The sequence below is a fragment of the Paenarthrobacter sp. NPDC056912 genome, assembly GCF_042786555.1.
Taxonomy (GTDB): Bacteria; Actinomycetota; Actinomycetes; order Actinomycetales; family Micrococcaceae; genus Arthrobacter.
This window is the reverse complement of sequence record NZ_JBHUCD010000021.1, coordinates 71,050-88,576: the sequence shown is the minus strand read 5'-3', so window position 1 is coordinate 88,576 and position 17,527 is coordinate 71,050. Positions and strand designations below refer to the sequence as shown.

Below are 17,527 nucleotides of genomic sequence, written 5' to 3'. Positions count from 1 at the left end.
AACAAACAAGTTGCCTTGTTTTGGTGGGCGATACTGGGATCGAACCAGTGACCTCTTCCGTGTCAGGGAAGCGCGCTACCGCTGCGCCAATCGCCCGTTTCCGGGTCCTTCTGAGAGAAGGAGAGCGGACGACGAGATTCGAACTCGCGACATCCACCTTGGCAAGGTGGTGCTCTACCAGCTGAGCTACGTCCGCACATGCTGCCTGCCTGGCTGATGCCTGGCCTTCAACAACAAACAAGTTGCCTTGTTTTGGTGGGCGATACTGGGATCGAACCAGTGACCTCTTCCGTGTCAGGGAAGCGCGCTACCGCTGCGCCAATCGCCCATGCATCCAGCAAGCGCTGGAAGACATGGTTTTCACCGAGGTGGGTACGGGATTCGAACCCGTGTATACGGCTTTGCAGGCCGCTGCCTCGCCTCTCGGCCAACCCACCGTGTAAGCCGAATTCCGCGGAATTTCAACCTTGACAGTGCCTTGCGAGCGGACGACGAGATTCGAACTCGCGACATCCACCTTGGCAAGGTGGTGCTCTACCAGCTGAGCTACGTCCGCAGTGTCGTTTCGACGGGCTACCCGGCAGGCATTCCGTCGCTTTCCGACGAGTAAAAACTCTATAGGAGGTTCCTTCAAACTCCAAATCGGCTGGATGTTTTTGCGTGAAGTGGGGCCTGGATCGTTGAATTCACGCGGATTGAGGAGAGTTTCACGGCTGTAATTCCATGCTTGTAGTTCACCAAGGACGGGATGATCCCATCCCGTTTTGCAATCGGGCCGCGGTCCGTTAGTGTTTTCTATGCACCCGGGCGATTGGCGCAGTGGTAGCGCGCTTCGTTCACACCGAAGAGGTCACTGGTTCGAACCCAGTATCGCCCACCACCGGGAACCCCGTCCGGACCGAAATCACGGTCCGGACGGGGTTTTTTTGTTTCTTTTTGCACGGCGATTACTCTTTTCGCGTCACGTTGAGGCAGAACAAGACACACCAAGAACGTGCGCGACGAACAAGACTCAGAACTGATCGATCCTCCGGGGCCAGGCCTGGCGTTGGGGGATCTGGCCCTGTCCGCCCCTATCCTTGCCGGAAAGCTGTCCCGCCTGACGCCTGGGCAGCTCACGACGATCTTCACCTGCTCTCCTGCGGAAGGTAGTCCAACGCGAAAGAACATCGCGGAGTCGGCTGACTGATGGGAATTCTGTCAGTGGCTTGTGACAGAGTCTTTGTATGACTGCTCCACTGCTTGCGCACGCTACTGACTACGGCCGAATGTATGCCCGCTCTACGTCGGAGCAATTCGCCGTGCCCTCCATCACCACGGTCATCGGCCAACAGGCCCACACCCTGGATGGATGGTTCAGTTATATGGGCGCGAGCAGCCTCGCGGCCGATCCTGAGCTCCCTGCTGTGCTCGGAAGTCCCGCGAAGGTCCGCCAGGCGATCAACAAGGCATCCAAGGCTGCGGAGGTCTATAGGGACCAGGCTGCGGCGCGGGGGGACCGAGTCCACAACTATTGCGAGCAGGTGGCTTTGCGTGCCCTTGGACGTCCGCACCGTATGCAGGAATGCAGGAACGAACTGGCGTCCAATGGCGAGCAGGCCTTCGCCGCCCGCTTCGACGAATGGTGGGAGCTCTACCAGGTTGAGCCTTTGGCGCCGGAGATTACTGTGTGGAACAAGACGGTGGGGTATGCAGGCACGCTGGACCTCGTTGCGAGGATCAATGGCCGGATTTGCCTCATCGACTACAAAACCAAGGGAACGACGCGTGATGGCACCGTCAAGGCCCTGGATGACAAAGTGGTCATGCAGCTCGTGGCCGGGATGAAGGCTGAGGAAAGCCTGGTGGATCCAGTGGCTGGTGAATGGGAAGAGTGGAAGTACGGCGCCAACCCCATGCTCCTGGCCGTGGCCATTGGTGAGACCGAGGTCAGGCCGCAACGGGCAAACCCGGACATCCTCAAGCATCACTGGTGGAAGTTCTGCGCCCTGAGGAGGGTGTGGGAGATGTCAGCGGATGTTACCGCGGCCGGACAGGCACTGCTTCCTATCGCACCGCCGGTATTCGCGACCGCCGGTGCGTCCTCGGCAGACAGCGGGAGGCCCATGGCCTCAACTAAACTGGCTTAGGCTCCGCATCACCCGGACCCGAGGTTGACGATCGTGAGGACTGACAGCACATGGCCATTTTGAGTATCCGAATCATTGGGGATCCGGTGTTGCGCACCGTTGCCGATCCTGTCAGCGAATTCGGTCCGGAGCTCGCCAAGCTGGTAGCCGACATGACTGAAACCATGGAGGACGTGGAAGGCGCAGGACTGGCCGCGCCCCAGGTGGGGGTCAGCCAGCGCGTCTTCACCTACCGCATCGGGGGAGTTGAAGGGCACATCATCAACCCGGTCCTCGAAAACAGCGACGACTTCCAACCCGACGAAGTTGAAGGCTGCCTGTCCATCCCGGGACTCGGCTTCCCTGTCCGCCGGCACCGCACGACGAGGGCAACGGGCGTTGACCTCAACGGCAATCCTGTATCCGTGGAAGCCGAGGGCATGCTGGCGCGGTGTTTCCAGCACGAGACCGACCACCTGGACGGTGTCCTCTACACGGACAGGCTTGAAGGCGAAGACCGTAAAGCCGCCCTCCGGGCAATCCGCAACGCCAACTACCACGCGATCACGGAACAGACCACATCCCAGCGGGCCGGCTCTGTGGGCTCCAGCTTTGGTGGCGGCAGTTTCGGGGCACCCGAGTGAGGGTACTCTTCGCAGGAACACCATCCGTTGCCGTACCGTCGTTGAACGCCCTGGTTGATGCAGGCTTCGACGTCGTGGCGGTCCTCACCCGGCCGGATGCGGCACTGGGCCGCAAACGCGTGATGACACCGTCGCCAGTGGCGGCGCGCGCCGAGGAACTCGGCATCGACGTCATCCGCGCTGCGAAAGTGGACGCCGACACTACGGCGCGGATCGCCGAGATCGCTCCGGATGTCGCGGCGATCGTGGCCTACGGTGGAATTGTTCCCCGCGCGGCTTTGGACATCCCAGCCAATGGCTGGGTCAACCTGCACTTCTCGCTGTTACCCGCCTGGCGTGGTGCGGCCCCCGTCCAGCGTTCCATCATCGCGGGTGACGACGTCACCGGTGCCGTGACCTTCCAGCTGGAGGAGGGCCTTGATACCGGCCCGGTCTTCGGTACCCTCACGGAAACTGTCCGCCCGGAAGACACCTCCGGGGACCTTCTCGAGCGGCTTTCGATCAGCGGAGCCGTTCTCCTCAGCCAGACGCTCTCCGCGATTGATGCCGGACGGGCCGCTCCCCGGCCGCAAACAGGCGACGTCTCCCTTGCTCCAAAACTGACACTGGACGACGGCCGGCTGGATTGGCAGCTTCCCGCCCTGGCACTGCACCGCCGAGCGCGTGGAGTCACCCCCGAGCCGGGGGCCTGGACAACATTGGACGGTCAACGGGTAAAGCTCGACTCCCTCATGCTCCGCCCCGAGATCAGTGACCTTGCACCGGGAGCCGTAAGAGTCGACGGCAAATCTGTCCTTGTAGGTACGGGATCCCATGCACTTGAACTGGGCCGGATTCAGCCGGCCGGTAAGAAAATGATGTCGTCGGCCGATTGGGCCCGCGGCTTGGCAGCACCTGAGAGAGTGGTATTCGAATGAGTGAGTCCGGCCGGCGAGGCCCCAACAACAGCGGGAGCCGGGACGGCGGCGGACAAGGCAACCGTGGCGGCCGGGGTGAAAGCAACCGCAACGCACAGGGGCGGGAGCGAAACCGGGGGCCGCAAAGGGGGTACTCCAACAATGCGCCGTCCCAGCGCACGCGTCGTGCCGATCCTGCCCGCTTGGTGGCGTTCGAAGTGCTCCGGGCAGTGGCTTCCGAGGACGCCTATGCCAACCTTGTCCTTCCAGCGCGCATCAGGGAACACCGCCTGGACCGGCGCGATGCCGGCTTTGCCACAGAGCTGAGCTATGGCGCCCTGCGCGGACAGGGTACATACGACGCCATCCTGGCCCGGTGCGTGGACCGTCCATTGGAGCAGTTGGACCCCGCCATCCTGGACGCCTTGCGAATCGGCGCGCACCAACTCCTTTCCATGCGTGTTCCTGCGCATGCCGCCTTGGACCAGACCGTGGGCTTGGCGCGGGCGGTTATCGGTGCAGGCCCATCGGCGCTCATCAACGCAGTGCTCCGGAAAGTCACCGCCCACAGCATGGCGGAGTGGCTGGACATTTTGTTGGAACAGGAGACGGACGAAACCCGGATCTCCTCTCTCCGCCACGCACACCCTGAGTGGATAGTCCGCGCGCTCCGGCAATCGCTGGTGAACCATGGGCGGCCGAAATCCGAGATCGAGTCCCTGCTGGAGGCTGACAATGCTGCCCCGGTGGTTAACCTCGTGGCGTTGCCCGGGTTGGGGGATCTCGACGAGGCTTTCGAGAACGGTGCCACGCGCGGTGAGCTGGTGGAAGGCTCGGCGCTGTCTGCCGGTGGCGACCTCGGCCGCCTGGAATCGGTCCGCCGCGGAACCACCCGCGTGCAGGACGTCGGCTCCCAGCTGGTGGCTCGGGCCCTGGCCGGCATCGAGCTGGAAGCCGGTGCTTCCGGCGGTGAACGGTGGCTTGACTTGTGTGCCGGCCCCGGAGGCAAAGCTGCCCTCCTCGCTGCCTTGGCTTACCGTGACGGCGCAACGCTTGTGGCAAATGAACCGGCGCCGCACCGGGCCAAACTCGTACAGCAAGCGCTCTCCGCCGTCCCTGCTGAGACGTGGACAGTGCGGACTGGCGACGGACGGGAAGTGGGTGTCGAGCAGCCCGGATCCTTTGACCGTGTCCTGGTGGACGTTCCATGCAGCGGCCTTGGGGCCATGCGTCGGCGGCCCGAATCGCGGTGGCGCCGGACTCCCAAGGACATTGGAGACCTCGGCCCGCTTCAGCGTGACCTGTTAAAGTCCGCCATTGATGCCGTCAAGCCCGGTGGTGTGGTGGCGTACGTGACGTGCTCGCCGCACCCGGCCGAGACCACGGCGGTTGTGGGCGACGTCGTCGGCAAGCGGGATGATGTGGAATTGCTCGACGCCGGCCAGGCACTGGACCACGTCAGCCTCACCGGCAGCCTTGGAGCAGGTCATGAACTCACCGCCCAACTCTGGCCGCACGTCCACCAAACGGACGCCATGTTCATGGCGATCATCCGCAAGAAGCCGTAGCCGCAAAGAATCAGGTGCCAGCGGACGCGCATCCGGCCGCTGGCACTGCTTCCCAAACACATCGACCCGACCCGAAGGGGCTGCCTTGTCTCAGTGCTGTATCAACCCGAGCATCTTGTCCGCGGACTTCGTCAACCTTGAGGCGGAACTGCAGCGAATCAGCAACGCCGATGCCGTCCATGTGGATGTCATGGACAACCACTTTGTCCCCAATCTGACCATCGGGTTGCCCGTCGTCCAGAGGATCCAGGCGGTCAGTCCGGTTCCGCTGGACGCACACCTGATGATTTCCGACGCCGACCGCTGGGCTCCTGCCTACGCCGACGCCGGGGTTGCTTCCGTCACGTTCCATGCCGAGGCCGCCATGGCACCGGTCAAGCTGGCCCGGGAACTCAGGGCCCGCGGATCCAAGGCCGGTATGGCGTTGCGACCGGCCACCCCGGTGGAGCCCTACCTGGACATGCTCAGCGAGCTGGACATGCTGTTGATCATGACTGTGGAGCCGGGTTTCGGCGGACAGTCCTTCCTTGACATCACCTTGCCCAAGATCCGGCGTGCCCGGGCGGCTATTGAGGGTTCGGGCATTGGTGTTGCCATCCAGGTGGATGGCGGCATCACCGAGGAGACCATCATCAGGGCCGCCGAGGCGGGGGCGAACGTCTTCGTGGCCGGTTCTGCAGTTTACGGGCATCAGGACCCGGCAGCGGCGATCGACCGGCTTCGTGCTGCGGGGCAGGCAGCCGCCGCAGTCGCCTGACGACCGTCACCACATGTTACGAAGATGGCCGGGAATAGCTTTGTGTCATTCGTAGTTGTGGGAGAATAACAACACACATACGTGCTCCGGGGTCGGTGTAAGTCCGAACCGGCGGTTATAGTCCGCGACCCGCGAGCCATCGGATTCCAAGCGATTGGAATTTGGTGGCGGACGGTTGAACCGGTGGAATTCCGGTACCGACAGTTAAAGTCTGGATGGGAGAAGCACGTACAGTCATGCCTTGGGCGTCCTTTAGCGACGCCCGGCATTGCGCTGTCGTACACCCCCGGAGTCATCGCGGCTTACTGGGAAGGAACGGCATGGACTTTCTGCGATGGCTCTTCGAAGCACAGATCCCCGTTGGAGGATCTGCTCTTGTCTTACGCGAAGTGCTTGGAAACATCTTCGGGCTCCTCAGCGCCCTCGGCGGTATGCGCCGAAAAGTCTGGGCTTGGCCAATCGGCATTCTTGGCAACATCCTGCTGCTCACGGTCTTCCTCGGTAACGTCTTTGGCGCAGCAGCACCAGCGACGCTTTGGGGTCAGGCCGCCCGCCAGGTCATGTTCATCGCCGTGGCAATTTACGGTTGGTACCGCTGGCGGCAAGGAAAGCAATCGAGCGCCCAGGGAAGGGCGATCGTTCCCGGCTGGGCCAGCAATAAAGTCCGCATAGCCCTGATCGGTGCGATGATTGCCGGCACTGCGGCCCTGACTCCGCTGTTCGACGCCCTCGGCTCCTACCCGCCCGTCTGGGCAGATGCCTGGACCTTCATGGGATCGCTGCTGGCCACCTACGGCATGGCCCGTGGCTGGACGGAATTCTGGTTGATCTGGGTAGCCGTGGACATTGTGGGAGTGCCCTTGCTCTTTAGTGCCGGCTACTACGCCAGTGCCGTCATGTACTTGTTCTACGGCTTCTTCACCCTCACTGGATTCTTCGTGTGGTGGCGTGCCGACAAGCGCGAACGCTCCGGCAAGGACGATGCCGCCACGGCTGCAGTTCCGGCAACCCTGGGAGCAGCACGATGACGAGCAACTACACGGCTTCAGAATCTGCCGCCATGGAATCAGCGCTCACGGCGGCCCTGGCCGGTCAGCGGGGGGCCAACCCGCTGGTTGGTGCCGTGATCCTCAGCCCTGCTGGCGAGCAACTGGCTACGGGCTACCACCGCGGGGCCGGCACGGCCCATGCAGAGGCTGACGCGATCCACCAGGCGGGCCTGAAGGGAATCGACACCGCGGGAACCACCATGGTGGTCACGCTGGAGCCCTGCAATCACGAGGGTCGAACAGGGCCCTGTGCGCAGGCGATCATTGCCGCCGGAATCGCGAAGGTGATCTACGCCGTCGACGACCCCCACGATCCCGCCGCGGGCGGTGCCCGGACGCTTCGCGCCGCCGGTGTTGAGGTCCATTCCGGTCTGGCAGCCAAAGAGGCCCTGGACCTGAACCGAGAATGGTTCGACGCCGTTGCGGCCAAGCGTCCGTTTGTCACCTTGCACATCGCCCAGACACTGGACAGCCGCATTGCCGCGGTGGACGGAACCAGCCAGTGGATCTCCAGCCCGGAGTCCCTCGCGGACAACCACGGTTTGCGCGAACTCATCGATGCGATCCTGGTAGGCACGGGAACAGTCCTCATCGACAACCCACGCCTGACAGCCCGTACACCGGACGGGGACCTCTCACCACGTCAGCCACTCCGTGCCGTCATGGGCTTGCGGGACGTTCCGGACGATGCAGCGGTGCGCGGAACCGACGGCCGGTTCATCCACCTGCCAACACGGGACCCGGCTGAGGCGCTCAGCAGGCTTTTCGACGAAGGCGTCCGGCACGTGATGGTGGAAGGCGGCTCCAGCATCCTGAGCACCTTCCTTGCCGCGGACCTGGTGGACGAACTGATCGTGTACCTGGCTCCGACGCTCCTGGGATCGGGAACGCCGGCCTTGAATGACCTGGGGATCACCACCTTGGCCGAGGCGCAGCCCTGGTCGTGGGACGAAGCCGGGGGCGGATCGGTCAGAACGCTCGGCAATGACCTTCGGCTGCATCTTCGGTCCACCCGGGTTGCTGCCAGCACTACCAAGAATTCAGCTCCGCGCAGTGAAGCTGCGGAATATGTCACAGGAGGACATTGATGTTTACAGGAATCGTTGCCGAGCAGGGCACCGTGCTTGGTATTGAGCACGACGGCGAAGACAGCGCCACCCTGCGCCTGAAAGCACCTACCACCACCGACGGACTGGGTCTGGGCGGCTCAATCGCCGTCAATGGCGTCTGCCTCACGGCCACTCAGATCGACGGGCAGGACTTCAGCGTTGATGTCATGGGCGAGACCCTTGTCCGGACCACCATCGGCGAGTTGGCGGCCGGCGACACTGTGAACCTGGAACGTTGTGTCCCTGCCGGTGGCCGTTTGGACGGCCACGTGGTGCAGGGGCACGTGGACGGCGTCGGGGAATTGCTCGAACGCGAGCCGCTGGGGAACTGGGACCGTTTGCGGTTTGCCGTCCCGGCCCCGCTGGCTCGGTACATTGCCGAAAAGGGATCAATCGCCGTCGACGGTGTTTCGCTGACGGTGACAGCCGTCAGTGCTGCGGCCGAGGCCGCGCCGTGGTTCGAAGTCGGACTCATCCCCACCACGCTCGAAGAAACGGGCTTGGGGGCAAAGCCCGTGGGCGCCCGCGTGAACCTCGAAGTGGACGTGCTGGCCAAATATACCGAGCGCCTGTTGTCCTTTGCGCCGCAGGGATCGCCGGCACACCGGGCGGGCGACGACGCTGCCCAGGTACCGCCGACGGAACAGGAGAATGCACTGTGAGCACCCCGACCAAAACAGTACCGGCCACTACGGGCCGGACCGGGCTTGATCCCGTGGAAGATGCCATCAAGGCAATGGCCGCCGGACAGGCCGTGATCGTGGTGGACAACGAAGACCGGGAAAACGAAGGCGACATCATTTTTGCCGCCGAGCACGCCACCCCGGCCCTCATGGGATGGACCATCCGGTACTCCTCGGGTGTTATTTGCGTGCCTTTGGATGGTGATCGGGCGGACGCCCTTGTGCTGCCGCCCATGGTTGAGATCAACCAGGATTCCAAGGGAACGGCCTACACCGTTTCCTGTGACGCCGCGACCGGGGTCAGCACAGGAATTTCGGCCACGGACCGTGCCCTGACGGCCCGGGTCCTGGCAGATCCGGGCAGCACTCCGTCGTCGATCACCCGTCCCGGGCATATTTTCCCGTTGCGCGCGGTTAAAGGGGGAGTGCGTGAACGTCCAGGCCATACGGAAGCTGCTGTGGACCTGTGTCGACTTGCCGGGCTTGCCCCGGTGGGTGTGATCGCAGAGTTGGTACATGACGACGGTGAAATGATGCGCTTGGACAGCTTGCGCGGGTTTGCTGCCGAACACGGATGCCCCCTCATCTCCATCGAGGACCTGGTGTCATACGTTGAGGCGGTAGAGTCCCAGGCGGCACGGGTTTCACTTGAAGACGAGGAGAAGCGATGACCGCATCGACAACACGCAGCGGCGACCACACGGGTCCCGCGCCGCACCCTGTGAGTGGCGGGCCGATCGTCCAGCTGCCAACGGCTTTTGGCGACTTCGTGGCACAGTCCTGGACGGACCATGTCACCGGTGTTGAACACCTCGCCGTGAGTTCACCCAATCCGCCCAAGGACGGACGCGCACCACTGGTCCGGTTGCATTCCGAGTGCCTTACCGGCGATGTTTTCGGCTCATATCGCTGCGATTGCGGCGAGCAGCTCGCTTTCGCCTTGGAACTCATCCACGAGGAGGGCGGGACGCTGCTCTACCTCCGTGGCCAGGAGGGGCGCGGCATTGGCTTGGCCAACAAGATCAAGGCCTACGCCTTGCAGGAAGCCGGGTTCGACACTGTGGAAGCCAACGAGCAGCTGGGCTTGCCGGTCGATGCACGCTCGTACAGTGCGGCGGGACAGATCCTCGCCGAAATGGGCCTCCACGAAGTCCGGTTGCTGAGCAACAACCCGGACAAGCAGCACCGCCTGGACAAGGCCGGGGTAGCTGTTGTGGAAATGGTGCCCACCGAGGTGCCATCACGTGAACAGAACCTGCGCTACCTGCAGACCAAGAAAGACCGGATGGACCACCGGCTGACCCTCGATGTAGAGCCCGTCAGCAATGGCAAGACTCCTTCTACGCACACCTTTGACAACAACCAAGACTGAACGGATCCACAGCACACCATGAGCGGACACGGCGCGCCCACAATCGACCTCACTACCCTCAATCCTGAGGAAACCTCGCAGCTCAAGCTGGCCATCGTGGCGGCAAGCTGGCACACACAGATCATGGACGGCCTGGTGGACGGCGCACTTCGCGCCGCCAAGGAAGCCGGCATCGCAGAGCCCACCCTGTTGCGTGTTCCGGGCAGCTTCGAGCTCCCGGTCGCCGCAGCGCGGCTCGCACCGCACTTTGACGCCGTCGTAGCCCTCGGCGTTGTCATCCGCGGTGGCACGCCGCACTTCGACTACGTCTGCCAGGCCGCGACGTCGGGACTCACCGACGTCAGCGTTCGTACCGGCGTGCCGGTTGGCTTCGGTGTCCTCACCTGCGATACCGAACAGCAGGGCCTGGACCGCGCGGGTCTTCCAGGCTCCCAGGAAGACAAAGGACATGAGGCAGTCACTGCAGCCCTTGCCACAGCGGTGACTCTCAAGCAGTACAGCTAACATTGCCCTGCTGTCGAAGGGGATGTGAGTGTGTCATCACTCACATCCCCTTCGTCATGCAACGCCCCAAGAAGCGGCGCCTGCCCCTAAGCAAGTAGTCTGGAGGGCGTGAAGAATTTCGAGACGCTGTTCGCAGAACTGAGTGAGAAAGCAGCGACCCGCCCGGAAGGCTCCCGTACGGTCGCCGAACTGGACTCCGGAATCCACGGCATCGGTAAGAAAGTGGTCGAAGAGGCCGCCGAAGTCTGGATGGCCGCCGAGTACGAATCGGACGAAGCCGCTGCCGAGGAAATCTCCCAGTTGCTGTACCACCTGCAGGTCCTCATGCTCGCCAAGGGCCTCAGTCTGGAAGACGTTTACAAGCATCTCTAGCCACGCCACTCTGCATTCCTGATGCGGAGCCCCCTGCGTGGCCAAGGTGCCTGAAAACCTCCATTCCAAAAGAAAGTCTCCCCCAATGCTCCGTGTAGCAGTTCCCAATAAGGGATCCTTGTCCGAAGCCGCCTCGGCAATGCTGTCCGAGGCCGGCTACCGCCAGCGCCGCGACACCCGCGAACTGGTCATGATCGACCCCGACAACGACATTGAGTTCTTCTTCCTTCGTCCCCGCGACATCGCGGTATACGTCGGCCAGGGAACACTCGACGTCGGCATCACCGGCCGCGACCTCTTGCTCGACGCAAAGGTGGAAGCCGAGGAAATGCTTCCCCTGGGCTTTGCGCCGTCCACCTTCCGTTTCGCTGGACCCGTAGGCGACTTTGCCGGCGTCGAGCAGTTGGAAGGCAAACGCCTGGCCACAAGCTACGACGGCCTCCTGCGCGACTACCTCGCCGAGCGCGGTGTGAACGCCAAGGTGGTCCGTTTGGATGGGGCCGTCGAATCATCGGTGCGGCTCGGCGTTGCTGACGCTATCGCTGACGTCGTTGAAACCGGCAACACCCTCAAGGCTGCCGGAATGGAAATCTTCGGCGAGCCCATCCTGAAGTCCGAGGCCGTGCTGATCCGCCGTTCCGGCTCGGGCGGTGCCGCCAACGGGACAGCCAAGGAAATTGAGATCCTGATCCGTCGCTTGCAGGGCGTGCTCGTTGCGCGGCAGTACGTGCTGATGGACTATGACATCCGCAAGGACCTCGTGGAGGATGCAGCAGCCCTGACACCGGGCCTTGAATCGCCCACGGTCTCGCCCCTGCGGGATTCCGAATGGGTGGCAGTGCGTTCCATGGTTCCCAAAAAGGAAACCAACCGCATCATGGACGAGCTCTACGACCTTGGCGCGCGCGCCATCCTGGTCAGCAGCATCCACGCCTGCCGGATCTGACCCGCACATCAATCGGGCAGAGCCCAGCAGAAATTGAGGAGCAGCACATGGCAGTAGCCGTACGCGTCATTCCCTGCCTGGACGTCGACGCCGGACGCGTCGTCAAGGGTGTCAACTTCGAAGGCCTGCGCGATGCCGGCGATCCGGTGGAGCTTGCCCACCGCTACGACAATGGTGGAGCCGACGAACTGACGTTCCTCGACGTCACAGCGTCATCAGGCAACAGGGAAACCACCTTTGACGTGGTCCGCCGCACGGCCGAGGAAGTCTTCATACCCCTCACCGTCGGCGGCGGTGTCCGTGGCGTGGCAGAGGTGGACAAGCTGTTGCGCTTCGGTGCCGACAAAGCGTCCATCAACACTGCGGCCGTCGCCCGTCCCGACGTCATCGACGAAATCACCCGCCACTTCGGCTCGCAGGTGTTGGTGCTCTCCGTCGATGCACGCCGTACCCGCGCAGGCGATACGCCGACGTCGTCCGGTTTTGAGGTCACCACCCACGGTGGCCGCACTGGAACCGGAATCGACGCCATTGCTTGGGCCAAGGAAGCCGCCGATCGGGGAGTGGGGGAAATCCTGCTTAACTCGATCGATGCAGACGGCACCAAGGACGGTTTCGACCTCGAGCTGATCCGCTTGGTCCGGGCTGCGGTCAACATTCCCATCATCGCTTCGGGTGGCGCTGGCGAGCCCGCGCACTTCCCGCCTGCCGTGGAGGCTGGAGCTGATGCCGTGTTGGCCGCCTCCGTGTTCCACTTCGGGCCGGATGACATGATCGCTCAGGTCAAGTCAGCCATTCGCGAGGCTGGATTCGACGTTCGGTAGTTTGCGTCTTAAAGAACAGTGGAGGGTCACCTGCAAGGTGACCCTCCACTGTTCTTTGGTTTAGAGTCCTATGTCTGCTGACTGCAATAGTGCGACGGCGTCCGGTTGGCCTTCGAAGGTAACGAGGGCCTGGCTGGTTCGGCCGTGCGCGTGCATGAGCAGTTCGCCCGGCTCGCCGACGATAGCCACAGAAACGGGAGCGCGCTTTGCCACATGCCGGGGGCCGGTGGGCCGAACCAGGACAATGCCAAGGTCCACGCCCCGGTAAAGGAACGCTGCGCGTTTGATCAATTCATCCCAAAGGGCATCCGAATAGGCTTCGTCCAGCGCCCGGGGTGCCCAGCGGTCGCCAGCCCGGCGAATGTCTTCGGTGTGGACGAAATATTCGATGAGATTGGAGGTCTCATCCAGTGCCTTGATCCGCAAGGGGGAGAGAGCCGGCGGACCCGCGCGGAAGGTTTTGATGAGTTCCGCGTACGCATCGGTGCTCTTGAGCTTGTCCGCCAGCTTGGAGGTTGCTTTGTCGGAAGCCTTTCCCAGGCTGGGAATCAGCAGGCCCAGGCCAACAGCGATTTTCCGTTCGCGCAGATATAAGTGCGCGGCAAGGTCCCGCGTGAGCCACCCGTCGCAGAGCGTGGGGGAGTCAGGCCCGGCCGCCAGCAGGGTTTCGGCCAGTACTTCTCGGGAAGGATCGACGAAATGCATCACTTGTGAAACTAGCACGATCAGGGCTCTGTTGCGCAGTGGAACCGCCGCAGAATCCGGCTCCCGCCAAAGGCACTAGACTTGATCTGATGTCAGAGCAGTCCGCCCCCAGCCCCTCTCCCGCCGCGGAGCTTTCCAGCGACCCCGCGGGTCCGTTGCCCCAGGAGATCGCCAGCGCCCTCAAGCGCGATTCCTCCGGCCTCGTGGCTGCGATCGTCCAGCAGCACGACACCAACGAGGTCCTCATGCTCGGTTGGATGGATGACGAGGCACTGCACCGAACCATGACGACCGGACGCGTCACGTTCTACTCCCGCTCCCGCCAGGAATACTGGCGCAAGGGCGACACCTCCGGACACGTACAGTTCGTGAAGTCTGTCGCCCTTGATTGCGACGGCGACGCCCTCCTGGTCCGCGTGGACCAGATCGGCGCAGCCTGCCACACCGGGACCCGGACCTGTTTCGAGGGTCGCGACTTCACCGTCGTGACGGGCCACCGCGACTAAGGCGCCCCCAACTTTCCACTGACGCACCACCTCAGATCAAAGGCGGAGAACAATAGCCATGCAGGACCTTGGAATCATCAGCCCGGGCCTGGAAGAGTTCCGCGAACTCGCCGTCCACAGCCGTGTCATCCCTGTCCGACTCAAGGTCTTGGCCGACGCCGAGACCCCGATTGGCCTGTACCGGAAGCTGGCGCAAGGTCAGCCCGGGACCTTCCTCATGGAATCCGCCGCCGTTGGGGGAGCCTGGTCCCGATACTCTTTCATCGGTTCCAAGTCGCGCGCCACGCTGACCACCAAGGACGGCCAAGCCCATTGGATCGGTCAGCCTCCGGTGGGTGTGCCGGTTGACGGTAACCCCGTGGAGGCCATCCGCGACACCATAGCTGCGTTGCAGACCGACCGTTTCGAAGGGCTGCCGCCCTTCACTTCCGGGTTGGTTGGATTCCTTGGCTGGGAGGCGGTACGGCACTGGGAACGGCTGACCACCCCGCCTGAAGACGACCTGCAGCTGCCCGAGATGGCCCTGAACCTGGTCACCGACATGGCCGTCCACGACAACATGGACGGAACCGTCCTCCTGATCGCCAACGCGATCAACTTCGACAACAGCTCCGAGCGGGTCGATGACGCCTGGCATGACGCCGTGGCCCGGGTGAAGGGGTTGCTCGAGCAGATCAGCACCCCCGTTGCCCAGCCGGTGTCCGTCCTGGAAACTGCGGCCTTGGACTTCGCTTCGAGTGTCCAGGAGCGCTGGGATGAAACCAAATACCTCGAAGCGATAGACCGGGGCAAGGAAGCGATCGTTGACGGCGAAGTCTTCCAAGTGGTGATTTCACGGCGCTTCGAAATGGAGTGCGCCGCGGACCCCTTGGACGTCTACCGCGTTCTGCGCAACACCAACCCCAGCCCTTATATGTACATCTTCAGCTTGGCGGACGCGGATGGTCGGGAGTACTCGATTGTGGGCTCCTCCCCGGAGGCCCTGGTCACCGTGACCGGTGAAGAAGTGATCACCCACCCGATCGCCGGTTCACGGCCGCGCGGCAAGACCGTGGAGGCAGACAAAGCCCTGGCGACTGAATTGCTGGCCGACCAGAAAGAGCGCGCCGAGCACCTGATGCTGGTGGACCTTTCCCGCAACGACCTCTCCAAGGTGTGCGTGGCTGGCACCGTTGATGTCACCCAGTTCATGGAGGTGGAGCGGTTCAGCCACATCATGCACCTTGTCTCCACAGTGGTGGGCGAGCTCGCTCCACACGCCAAGGCCTACGACGTCCTGAAGGCTACCTTCCCGGCGGGCACGCTCTCCGGAGCCCCGAAACCGCGCGCCTTGCGCCTCCTCGACGAACTTGAACCCCATCGGCGCGGTATCTATGGCGGAGTGGTGGGCTACCTGGACTTTGCCGGCGACATGGACATGGCCATTGCCATCCGGTCGGCGCTGCTGCGTGAAGGGCGCGCTTACGTACAGGCCGGCGGTGGAATTGTGGCTGACTCGCACAAACCGTCGGAAGCACTGGAAACCGTGAACAAGGCTGCGGCACCTCTTCGGGCTGTCCACACTGCCGGTTCGCTGCAGAATATTTCCGCGGAGACCGTACCGAATGCAGGAATCGCCGACGGCGGGATACCCGCCTCATGACCGCCGAAGCAGCAGCACCTTCTGCGTCGAAGACGCCGCGTTGGGCCCGCAAGTCCACCGTGGTGTTGGTTGCGGTCATCCTGGCACTGGCTGTCTTCGGGACCACAACCCAAACATGGATCGAGGTCAGGTTGGACCCCACGGGGGCGTCCAACAGCGACCTCCATGTCCAGGGCAGCAAGGCAGCCACGGCAGTGACCGCGCTGGCGCTGGCAGCTTTGGCCGGCGGTTTGGCTGCGTCCATTGCAGGGAGGATCGCCCGTTGGATCATTGCGGCGATCATTGCGCTCTCTGCTGCCGGAATCATTCTCGCGGCCGCGACGGTGCTCGCTGATCCGCTCGGCGCGGCGCAGGGTTCCATTGCGGCGGCCACCGGGATCTCCGGCGGCCAGGCAGAAGCAACTGCCACGGTCTTCCCGGTCCTGGCGGTTGTTGCGGGGGCCCTGCTGGCGATCTGCGCAGTAGTCCTGCCCGTCGCCGGGCGCTACTGGAAGTCCAGGACTAAATATGACGCCGCTACCCGTGCCCGGCAGCGGACCACGGGGCCGGTGGACGAGATCGACAGCTGGGACAGCTTGTCGCGCGGTGAGGACCCTACTTAGACAGCCGAAAGAGGCTTTCGGGCCGGCCAGGCGCAACAAAAGCGCTACGGCTGGTCCTGACGTCGGACGATGTCCCGGCCGCCGTCAATAAATGGCAGAATGTAAGCAGTATTCGTCCTGAGGAGATTCCAACATGAGCAAAACCACAGTGTCCGCCAACCAAGCTGAATCCACCATGGCCAGCCACGCTGACGCCATTGGCCACGGTAATAGCCCGGCTGCCTGGACCTGCGTGATTGTGATGCTGGTTGGCGCCCTGATTTCCTCCATCGCTTTCGTGATTGCCAGCACCCCGATCTTCGTCGGCGGACTGGTGGTCATGGTGATCGGCCTCATCGTGGGCTTGGTTATGCGCAAGGCGGGCTACGGAGTGGGCGGCAGCAAGCTGCAGAACAACGGCCACTAATCGTGACCGTTCTTGACGACATCATCGTTGGCGTCAGGGAGGACATGGAGGCCCGGCGTGGCCTCGTGTCCCTCGCTGAGCTGAAGGACCGCGCCGCCGGCGCAATCCCTGCACGTGATGCTTGGGCTGCCTTGGGTGGGCCCTCAACCAGCCGCAACGACCTCAAAGTCATCGCCGAGATCAAGCGGCGCAGTCCCTCCAAGGGAGACCTCGCGTCCATAGCGGATCCGGCTTCCCTCGCGGTGCAGTACGCCGAAGGCGGAGCTTCCGTCATCAGCGTCCTCACCGAACAGCGCCGCTTCGGCGGCTCGCTGGCCGATCTCGATGCCGTACGTGCCGCCGTCGAAACCCCCTTGCTCCGCAAGGACTTCACGGTGGACGAGTACCAGATCTGGGAGGCCCGCGCGCACGGAGCGGACCTCATCCTGCTGATCGTGGCGGCCCTTTCGGACGCGCAGCTGAATGAATTCAGCGCGCTTAGCCACGAGCTTGGCATGAACGTCCTGGTGGAAACACACACCGAAGAGGAAATCGAACGTGCCGTCGCCGCGCAAGCGCGGATCATCGGCATCAACGTGCGCAACCTCAAGACGCTCGACGTCGACCGCTCGGTTTTCGGTTCCCTTGCCGGATTGATTCCGGCTGAGTCCGTCATCGTGGCGGAGTCCGGTGTCCGGGGCACCGATGATGTTTCGCACTATGCAGCCGGTGGCGCCAACGCCATTCTCGTGGGGGAGGCGCTGGTCAGCGATTCAACGCCCCGCGAACGCATTACTGAATTTAAGGCAGCTGGAGCTGCAGCCATCGCCGTCAGGAACTGACGCTTTACCTGAC

21 protein-coding genes, 6 tRNA genes and 1 riboswitch are annotated in these 17,527 nt (G+C 63.2%); of the genes, 21 read left to right on the top strand and 6 right to left on the bottom strand.

What is annotated here, in order from left to right; all coding sequences use genetic code 11:
• Positions 1-21 precede the first annotated feature (21 nt).
• The 5 genes from ACFRJ9_RS19980 to ACFRJ9_RS19960 all read right to left on the bottom strand — a co-directional run bounded on the left by ACFRJ9_RS19980 (position 22) and on the right by ACFRJ9_RS19960 (position 556).
• Positions 22-96: transfer RNA gene (locus ACFRJ9_RS19980), tRNA-Val, on the bottom strand.
• Between the two features lie 27 nt (positions 97-123).
• Positions 124-196 (bottom strand) — tRNA-Gly (locus tag ACFRJ9_RS19975).
• 57 nt (positions 197-253) lie between these two features.
• Positions 254-328: transfer RNA gene (locus ACFRJ9_RS19970), tRNA-Val, on the bottom strand.
• Positions 329-366: 38 nt separating this feature from the next.
• A tRNA-Cys gene (locus ACFRJ9_RS19965) sits at positions 367-437 on the bottom strand.
• A 46-nt stretch (positions 438-483) separates the two neighbouring features.
• Positions 484-556: transfer RNA gene (locus ACFRJ9_RS19960), tRNA-Gly, on the bottom strand.
• A gap of 249 nt (positions 557-805) precedes the next feature.
• Between ACFRJ9_RS19960 and ACFRJ9_RS19955 the strand changes: the two genes are divergently transcribed.
• The 16 genes from ACFRJ9_RS19955 to hisF all read left to right on the top strand — a co-directional run bounded on the left by ACFRJ9_RS19955 (position 806) and on the right by hisF (position 12,832).
• Positions 806-880 (top strand) — tRNA-Val (locus ACFRJ9_RS19955).
• Between the two features lie 114 nt (positions 881-994).
• Positions 995-1,189, top strand: a complete 195-nt coding sequence (locus ACFRJ9_RS19950) for a hypothetical protein (RefSeq protein WP_377671560.1) — start codon at positions 995-997, stop codon at positions 1,187-1,189.
• 37 nt (positions 1,190-1,226) lie between these two features.
• On the top strand, positions 1,227-2,129 hold the full coding sequence (locus tag ACFRJ9_RS19945) for a cytochrome (RefSeq protein ID WP_377671557.1): 903 nt from the start codon (positions 1,227-1,229) through the stop codon (positions 2,127-2,129).
• A gap of 50 nt (positions 2,130-2,179) precedes the next feature.
• Entirely contained in the window at positions 2,180-2,752 is a 573-nt protein-coding gene (gene def, locus ACFRJ9_RS19940) for a peptide deformylase (protein ID WP_377671554.1), read from the top strand.
• Positions 2,749-3,669 (top strand): methionyl-tRNA formyltransferase, encoded by a 921-nt coding sequence (gene fmt / locus ACFRJ9_RS19935; protein WP_377671551.1) that lies wholly within the window; start codon positions 2,749-2,751, stop codon positions 3,667-3,669. Before def ends, fmt begins: the two co-directional genes overlap by 4 nt.
• Positions 3,666-5,216, top strand: coding sequence for an RsmB/NOP family class I SAM-dependent RNA methyltransferase (locus ACFRJ9_RS19930; protein ID WP_377671549.1), 1,551 nt, complete (start codon positions 3,666-3,668; stop codon positions 5,214-5,216). The genes fmt and ACFRJ9_RS19930 overlap by 4 nt, the downstream gene beginning before the upstream one ends.
• Positions 5,217-5,301: 85 nt before the next feature.
• A complete protein-coding gene (gene rpe / locus ACFRJ9_RS19925) occupies positions 5,302-5,973 on the top strand; it encodes a ribulose-phosphate 3-epimerase (RefSeq protein WP_377671546.1) in 672 nt (223 codons plus the stop codon).
• A gap of 77 nt (positions 5,974-6,050) precedes the next feature.
• Positions 6,051-6,205: riboswitch (FMN riboswitch) on the top strand.
• Between the two features lie 88 nt (positions 6,206-6,293).
• The gene (pnuC, locus tag ACFRJ9_RS19920; protein WP_377671543.1) at positions 6,294-7,001 is read left to right on the top strand and encodes a nicotinamide riboside transporter PnuC; all 708 of its coding nucleotides are present in this window, start codon (positions 6,294-6,296) and stop codon (positions 6,999-7,001) included.
• Positions 6,998-8,110, top strand: a complete 1,113-nt coding sequence (gene ribD, locus ACFRJ9_RS19915) for a bifunctional diaminohydroxyphosphoribosylaminopyrimidine deaminase/5-amino-6-(5-phosphoribosylamino)uracil reductase RibD (RefSeq protein WP_377671541.1) — start codon at positions 6,998-7,000, stop codon at positions 8,108-8,110. Before pnuC ends, ribD begins: the two co-directional genes overlap by 4 nt.
• Positions 8,110-8,793, top strand: coding sequence for a riboflavin synthase (locus tag ACFRJ9_RS19910; protein WP_377671538.1), 684 nt, complete (start codon positions 8,110-8,112; stop codon positions 8,791-8,793). The genes ribD and ACFRJ9_RS19910 overlap by 1 nt, the downstream gene beginning before the upstream one ends.
• On the top strand, positions 8,790-9,485 hold the full coding sequence (gene ribB, locus ACFRJ9_RS19905) for a 3,4-dihydroxy-2-butanone-4-phosphate synthase (protein ID WP_377671536.1): 696 nt from the start codon (positions 8,790-8,792) through the stop codon (positions 9,483-9,485). Before ACFRJ9_RS19910 ends, ribB begins: the two co-directional genes overlap by 4 nt.
• Entirely contained in the window at positions 9,482-10,186 is a 705-nt protein-coding gene (gene ribA / locus ACFRJ9_RS19900) for a GTP cyclohydrolase II (protein ID WP_377671534.1), read from the top strand. Before ribB ends, ribA begins: the two co-directional genes overlap by 4 nt.
• A gap of 18 nt (positions 10,187-10,204) precedes the next feature.
• Positions 10,205-10,690: a 6,7-dimethyl-8-ribityllumazine synthase gene (ribH, locus tag ACFRJ9_RS19895; RefSeq protein WP_377671532.1), complete on the top strand. Its 486-nt coding sequence runs from the start codon at positions 10,205-10,207 to the stop codon at positions 10,688-10,690.
• Positions 10,691-10,798: 108 nt separating this feature from the next.
• Complete coding sequence (locus ACFRJ9_RS19890; protein WP_076797924.1) at positions 10,799-11,062, top strand: phosphoribosyl-ATP diphosphatase; 264 nt, start codon at positions 10,799-10,801, stop codon at positions 11,060-11,062.
• A gap of 85 nt (positions 11,063-11,147) precedes the next feature.
• Positions 11,148-12,008: an ATP phosphoribosyltransferase gene (hisG, locus tag ACFRJ9_RS19885; RefSeq protein ID WP_377671529.1), complete on the top strand. Its 861-nt coding sequence runs from the start codon at positions 11,148-11,150 to the stop codon at positions 12,006-12,008.
• 47 nt (positions 12,009-12,055) lie between these two features.
• Entirely contained in the window at positions 12,056-12,832 is a 777-nt protein-coding gene (gene hisF / locus ACFRJ9_RS19880) for an imidazole glycerol phosphate synthase subunit HisF (protein ID WP_377671526.1), read from the top strand.
• Positions 12,833-12,892: 60 nt separating this feature from the next.
• On the opposite strand, the gene ACFRJ9_RS19875 is transcribed toward hisF, so the two are convergent.
• Complete coding sequence (locus ACFRJ9_RS19875; protein WP_377671581.1) at positions 12,893-13,537, bottom strand: TIGR03085 family metal-binding protein; 645 nt, start codon at positions 13,535-13,537, stop codon at positions 12,893-12,895.
• A gap of 89 nt (positions 13,538-13,626) precedes the next feature.
• Here ACFRJ9_RS19875 and hisI point away from each other — a divergent pair, with 89 nt between their 5' ends.
• From hisI to trpC, 5 genes are all read left to right on the top strand, one after another.
• Positions 13,627-14,043: a phosphoribosyl-AMP cyclohydrolase gene (gene hisI / locus ACFRJ9_RS19870; protein ID WP_377671523.1), complete on the top strand. Its 417-nt coding sequence runs from the start codon at positions 13,627-13,629 to the stop codon at positions 14,041-14,043.
• A gap of 58 nt (positions 14,044-14,101) precedes the next feature.
• Positions 14,102-15,685, top strand: coding sequence for an anthranilate synthase component I (locus ACFRJ9_RS19865; RefSeq protein ID WP_377671521.1), 1,584 nt, complete (start codon positions 14,102-14,104; stop codon positions 15,683-15,685).
• Positions 15,682-16,287 (top strand): Trp biosynthesis-associated membrane protein, encoded by a 606-nt coding sequence (locus ACFRJ9_RS19860; protein ID WP_377671519.1) that lies wholly within the window; start codon positions 15,682-15,684, stop codon positions 16,285-16,287. The genes ACFRJ9_RS19865 and ACFRJ9_RS19860 overlap by 4 nt, the downstream gene beginning before the upstream one ends.
• A 133-nt stretch (positions 16,288-16,420) precedes the next feature.
• On the top strand, positions 16,421-16,693 hold the full coding sequence (locus tag ACFRJ9_RS19855) for an HGxxPAAW family protein (RefSeq protein WP_090825336.1): 273 nt from the start codon (positions 16,421-16,423) through the stop codon (positions 16,691-16,693).
• A 2-nt stretch (positions 16,694-16,695) separates the two neighbouring features.
• Positions 16,696-17,514: an indole-3-glycerol phosphate synthase TrpC gene (trpC, locus tag ACFRJ9_RS19850; RefSeq protein ID WP_377671516.1), complete on the top strand. Its 819-nt coding sequence runs from the start codon at positions 16,696-16,698 to the stop codon at positions 17,512-17,514.
• Positions 17,515-17,527 lie beyond the last annotated feature (13 nt).

Coding starts and splice junctions, on each gene's coding strand:
- ribA (WP_377671534.1), top strand. CDS start 9,482: ATGACCGCATCGACAACACGCAGCGGCGACCACACGGGTCCCGCGCCG.
- ACFRJ9_RS19865 (WP_377671521.1), top strand. CDS start 14,102: ATGCAGGACCTTGGAATCATCAGCCCGGGCCTGGAAGAGTTCCGCGAA.
- ACFRJ9_RS19945 (WP_377671557.1), top strand. CDS start 1,227: ATGACTGCTCCACTGCTTGCGCACGCTACTGACTACGGCCGAATGTAT.
- ACFRJ9_RS19875 (WP_377671581.1), bottom strand. CDS start 13,537: ATGCATTTCGTCGATCCTTCCCGAGAAGTACTGGCCGAAACCCTGCTG.
- ACFRJ9_RS19910 (WP_377671538.1), top strand. CDS start 8,110: ATGTTTACAGGAATCGTTGCCGAGCAGGGCACCGTGCTTGGTATTGAG.
- hisI (WP_377671523.1), top strand. CDS start 13,627: ATGTCAGAGCAGTCCGCCCCCAGCCCCTCTCCCGCCGCGGAGCTTTCC.
- ribD (WP_377671541.1), top strand. CDS start 6,998: ATGACGAGCAACTACACGGCTTCAGAATCTGCCGCCATGGAATCAGCG.
- ribH (WP_377671532.1), top strand. CDS start 10,205: ATGAGCGGACACGGCGCGCCCACAATCGACCTCACTACCCTCAATCCT.
- hisG (WP_377671529.1), top strand. CDS start 11,148: ATGCTCCGTGTAGCAGTTCCCAATAAGGGATCCTTGTCCGAAGCCGCC.
- pnuC (WP_377671543.1), top strand. CDS start 6,294: ATGGACTTTCTGCGATGGCTCTTCGAAGCACAGATCCCCGTTGGAGGA.
- ACFRJ9_RS19930 (WP_377671549.1), top strand. CDS start 3,666: ATGAGTGAGTCCGGCCGGCGAGGCCCCAACAACAGCGGGAGCCGGGAC.
- hisF (WP_377671526.1), top strand. CDS start 12,056: ATGGCAGTAGCCGTACGCGTCATTCCCTGCCTGGACGTCGACGCCGGA.
- ACFRJ9_RS19855 (WP_090825336.1), top strand. CDS start 16,421: ATGAGCAAAACCACAGTGTCCGCCAACCAAGCTGAATCCACCATGGCC.
- ACFRJ9_RS19860 (WP_377671519.1), top strand. CDS start 15,682: ATGACCGCCGAAGCAGCAGCACCTTCTGCGTCGAAGACGCCGCGTTGG.
- def (WP_377671554.1), top strand. CDS start 2,180: ATGGCCATTTTGAGTATCCGAATCATTGGGGATCCGGTGTTGCGCACC.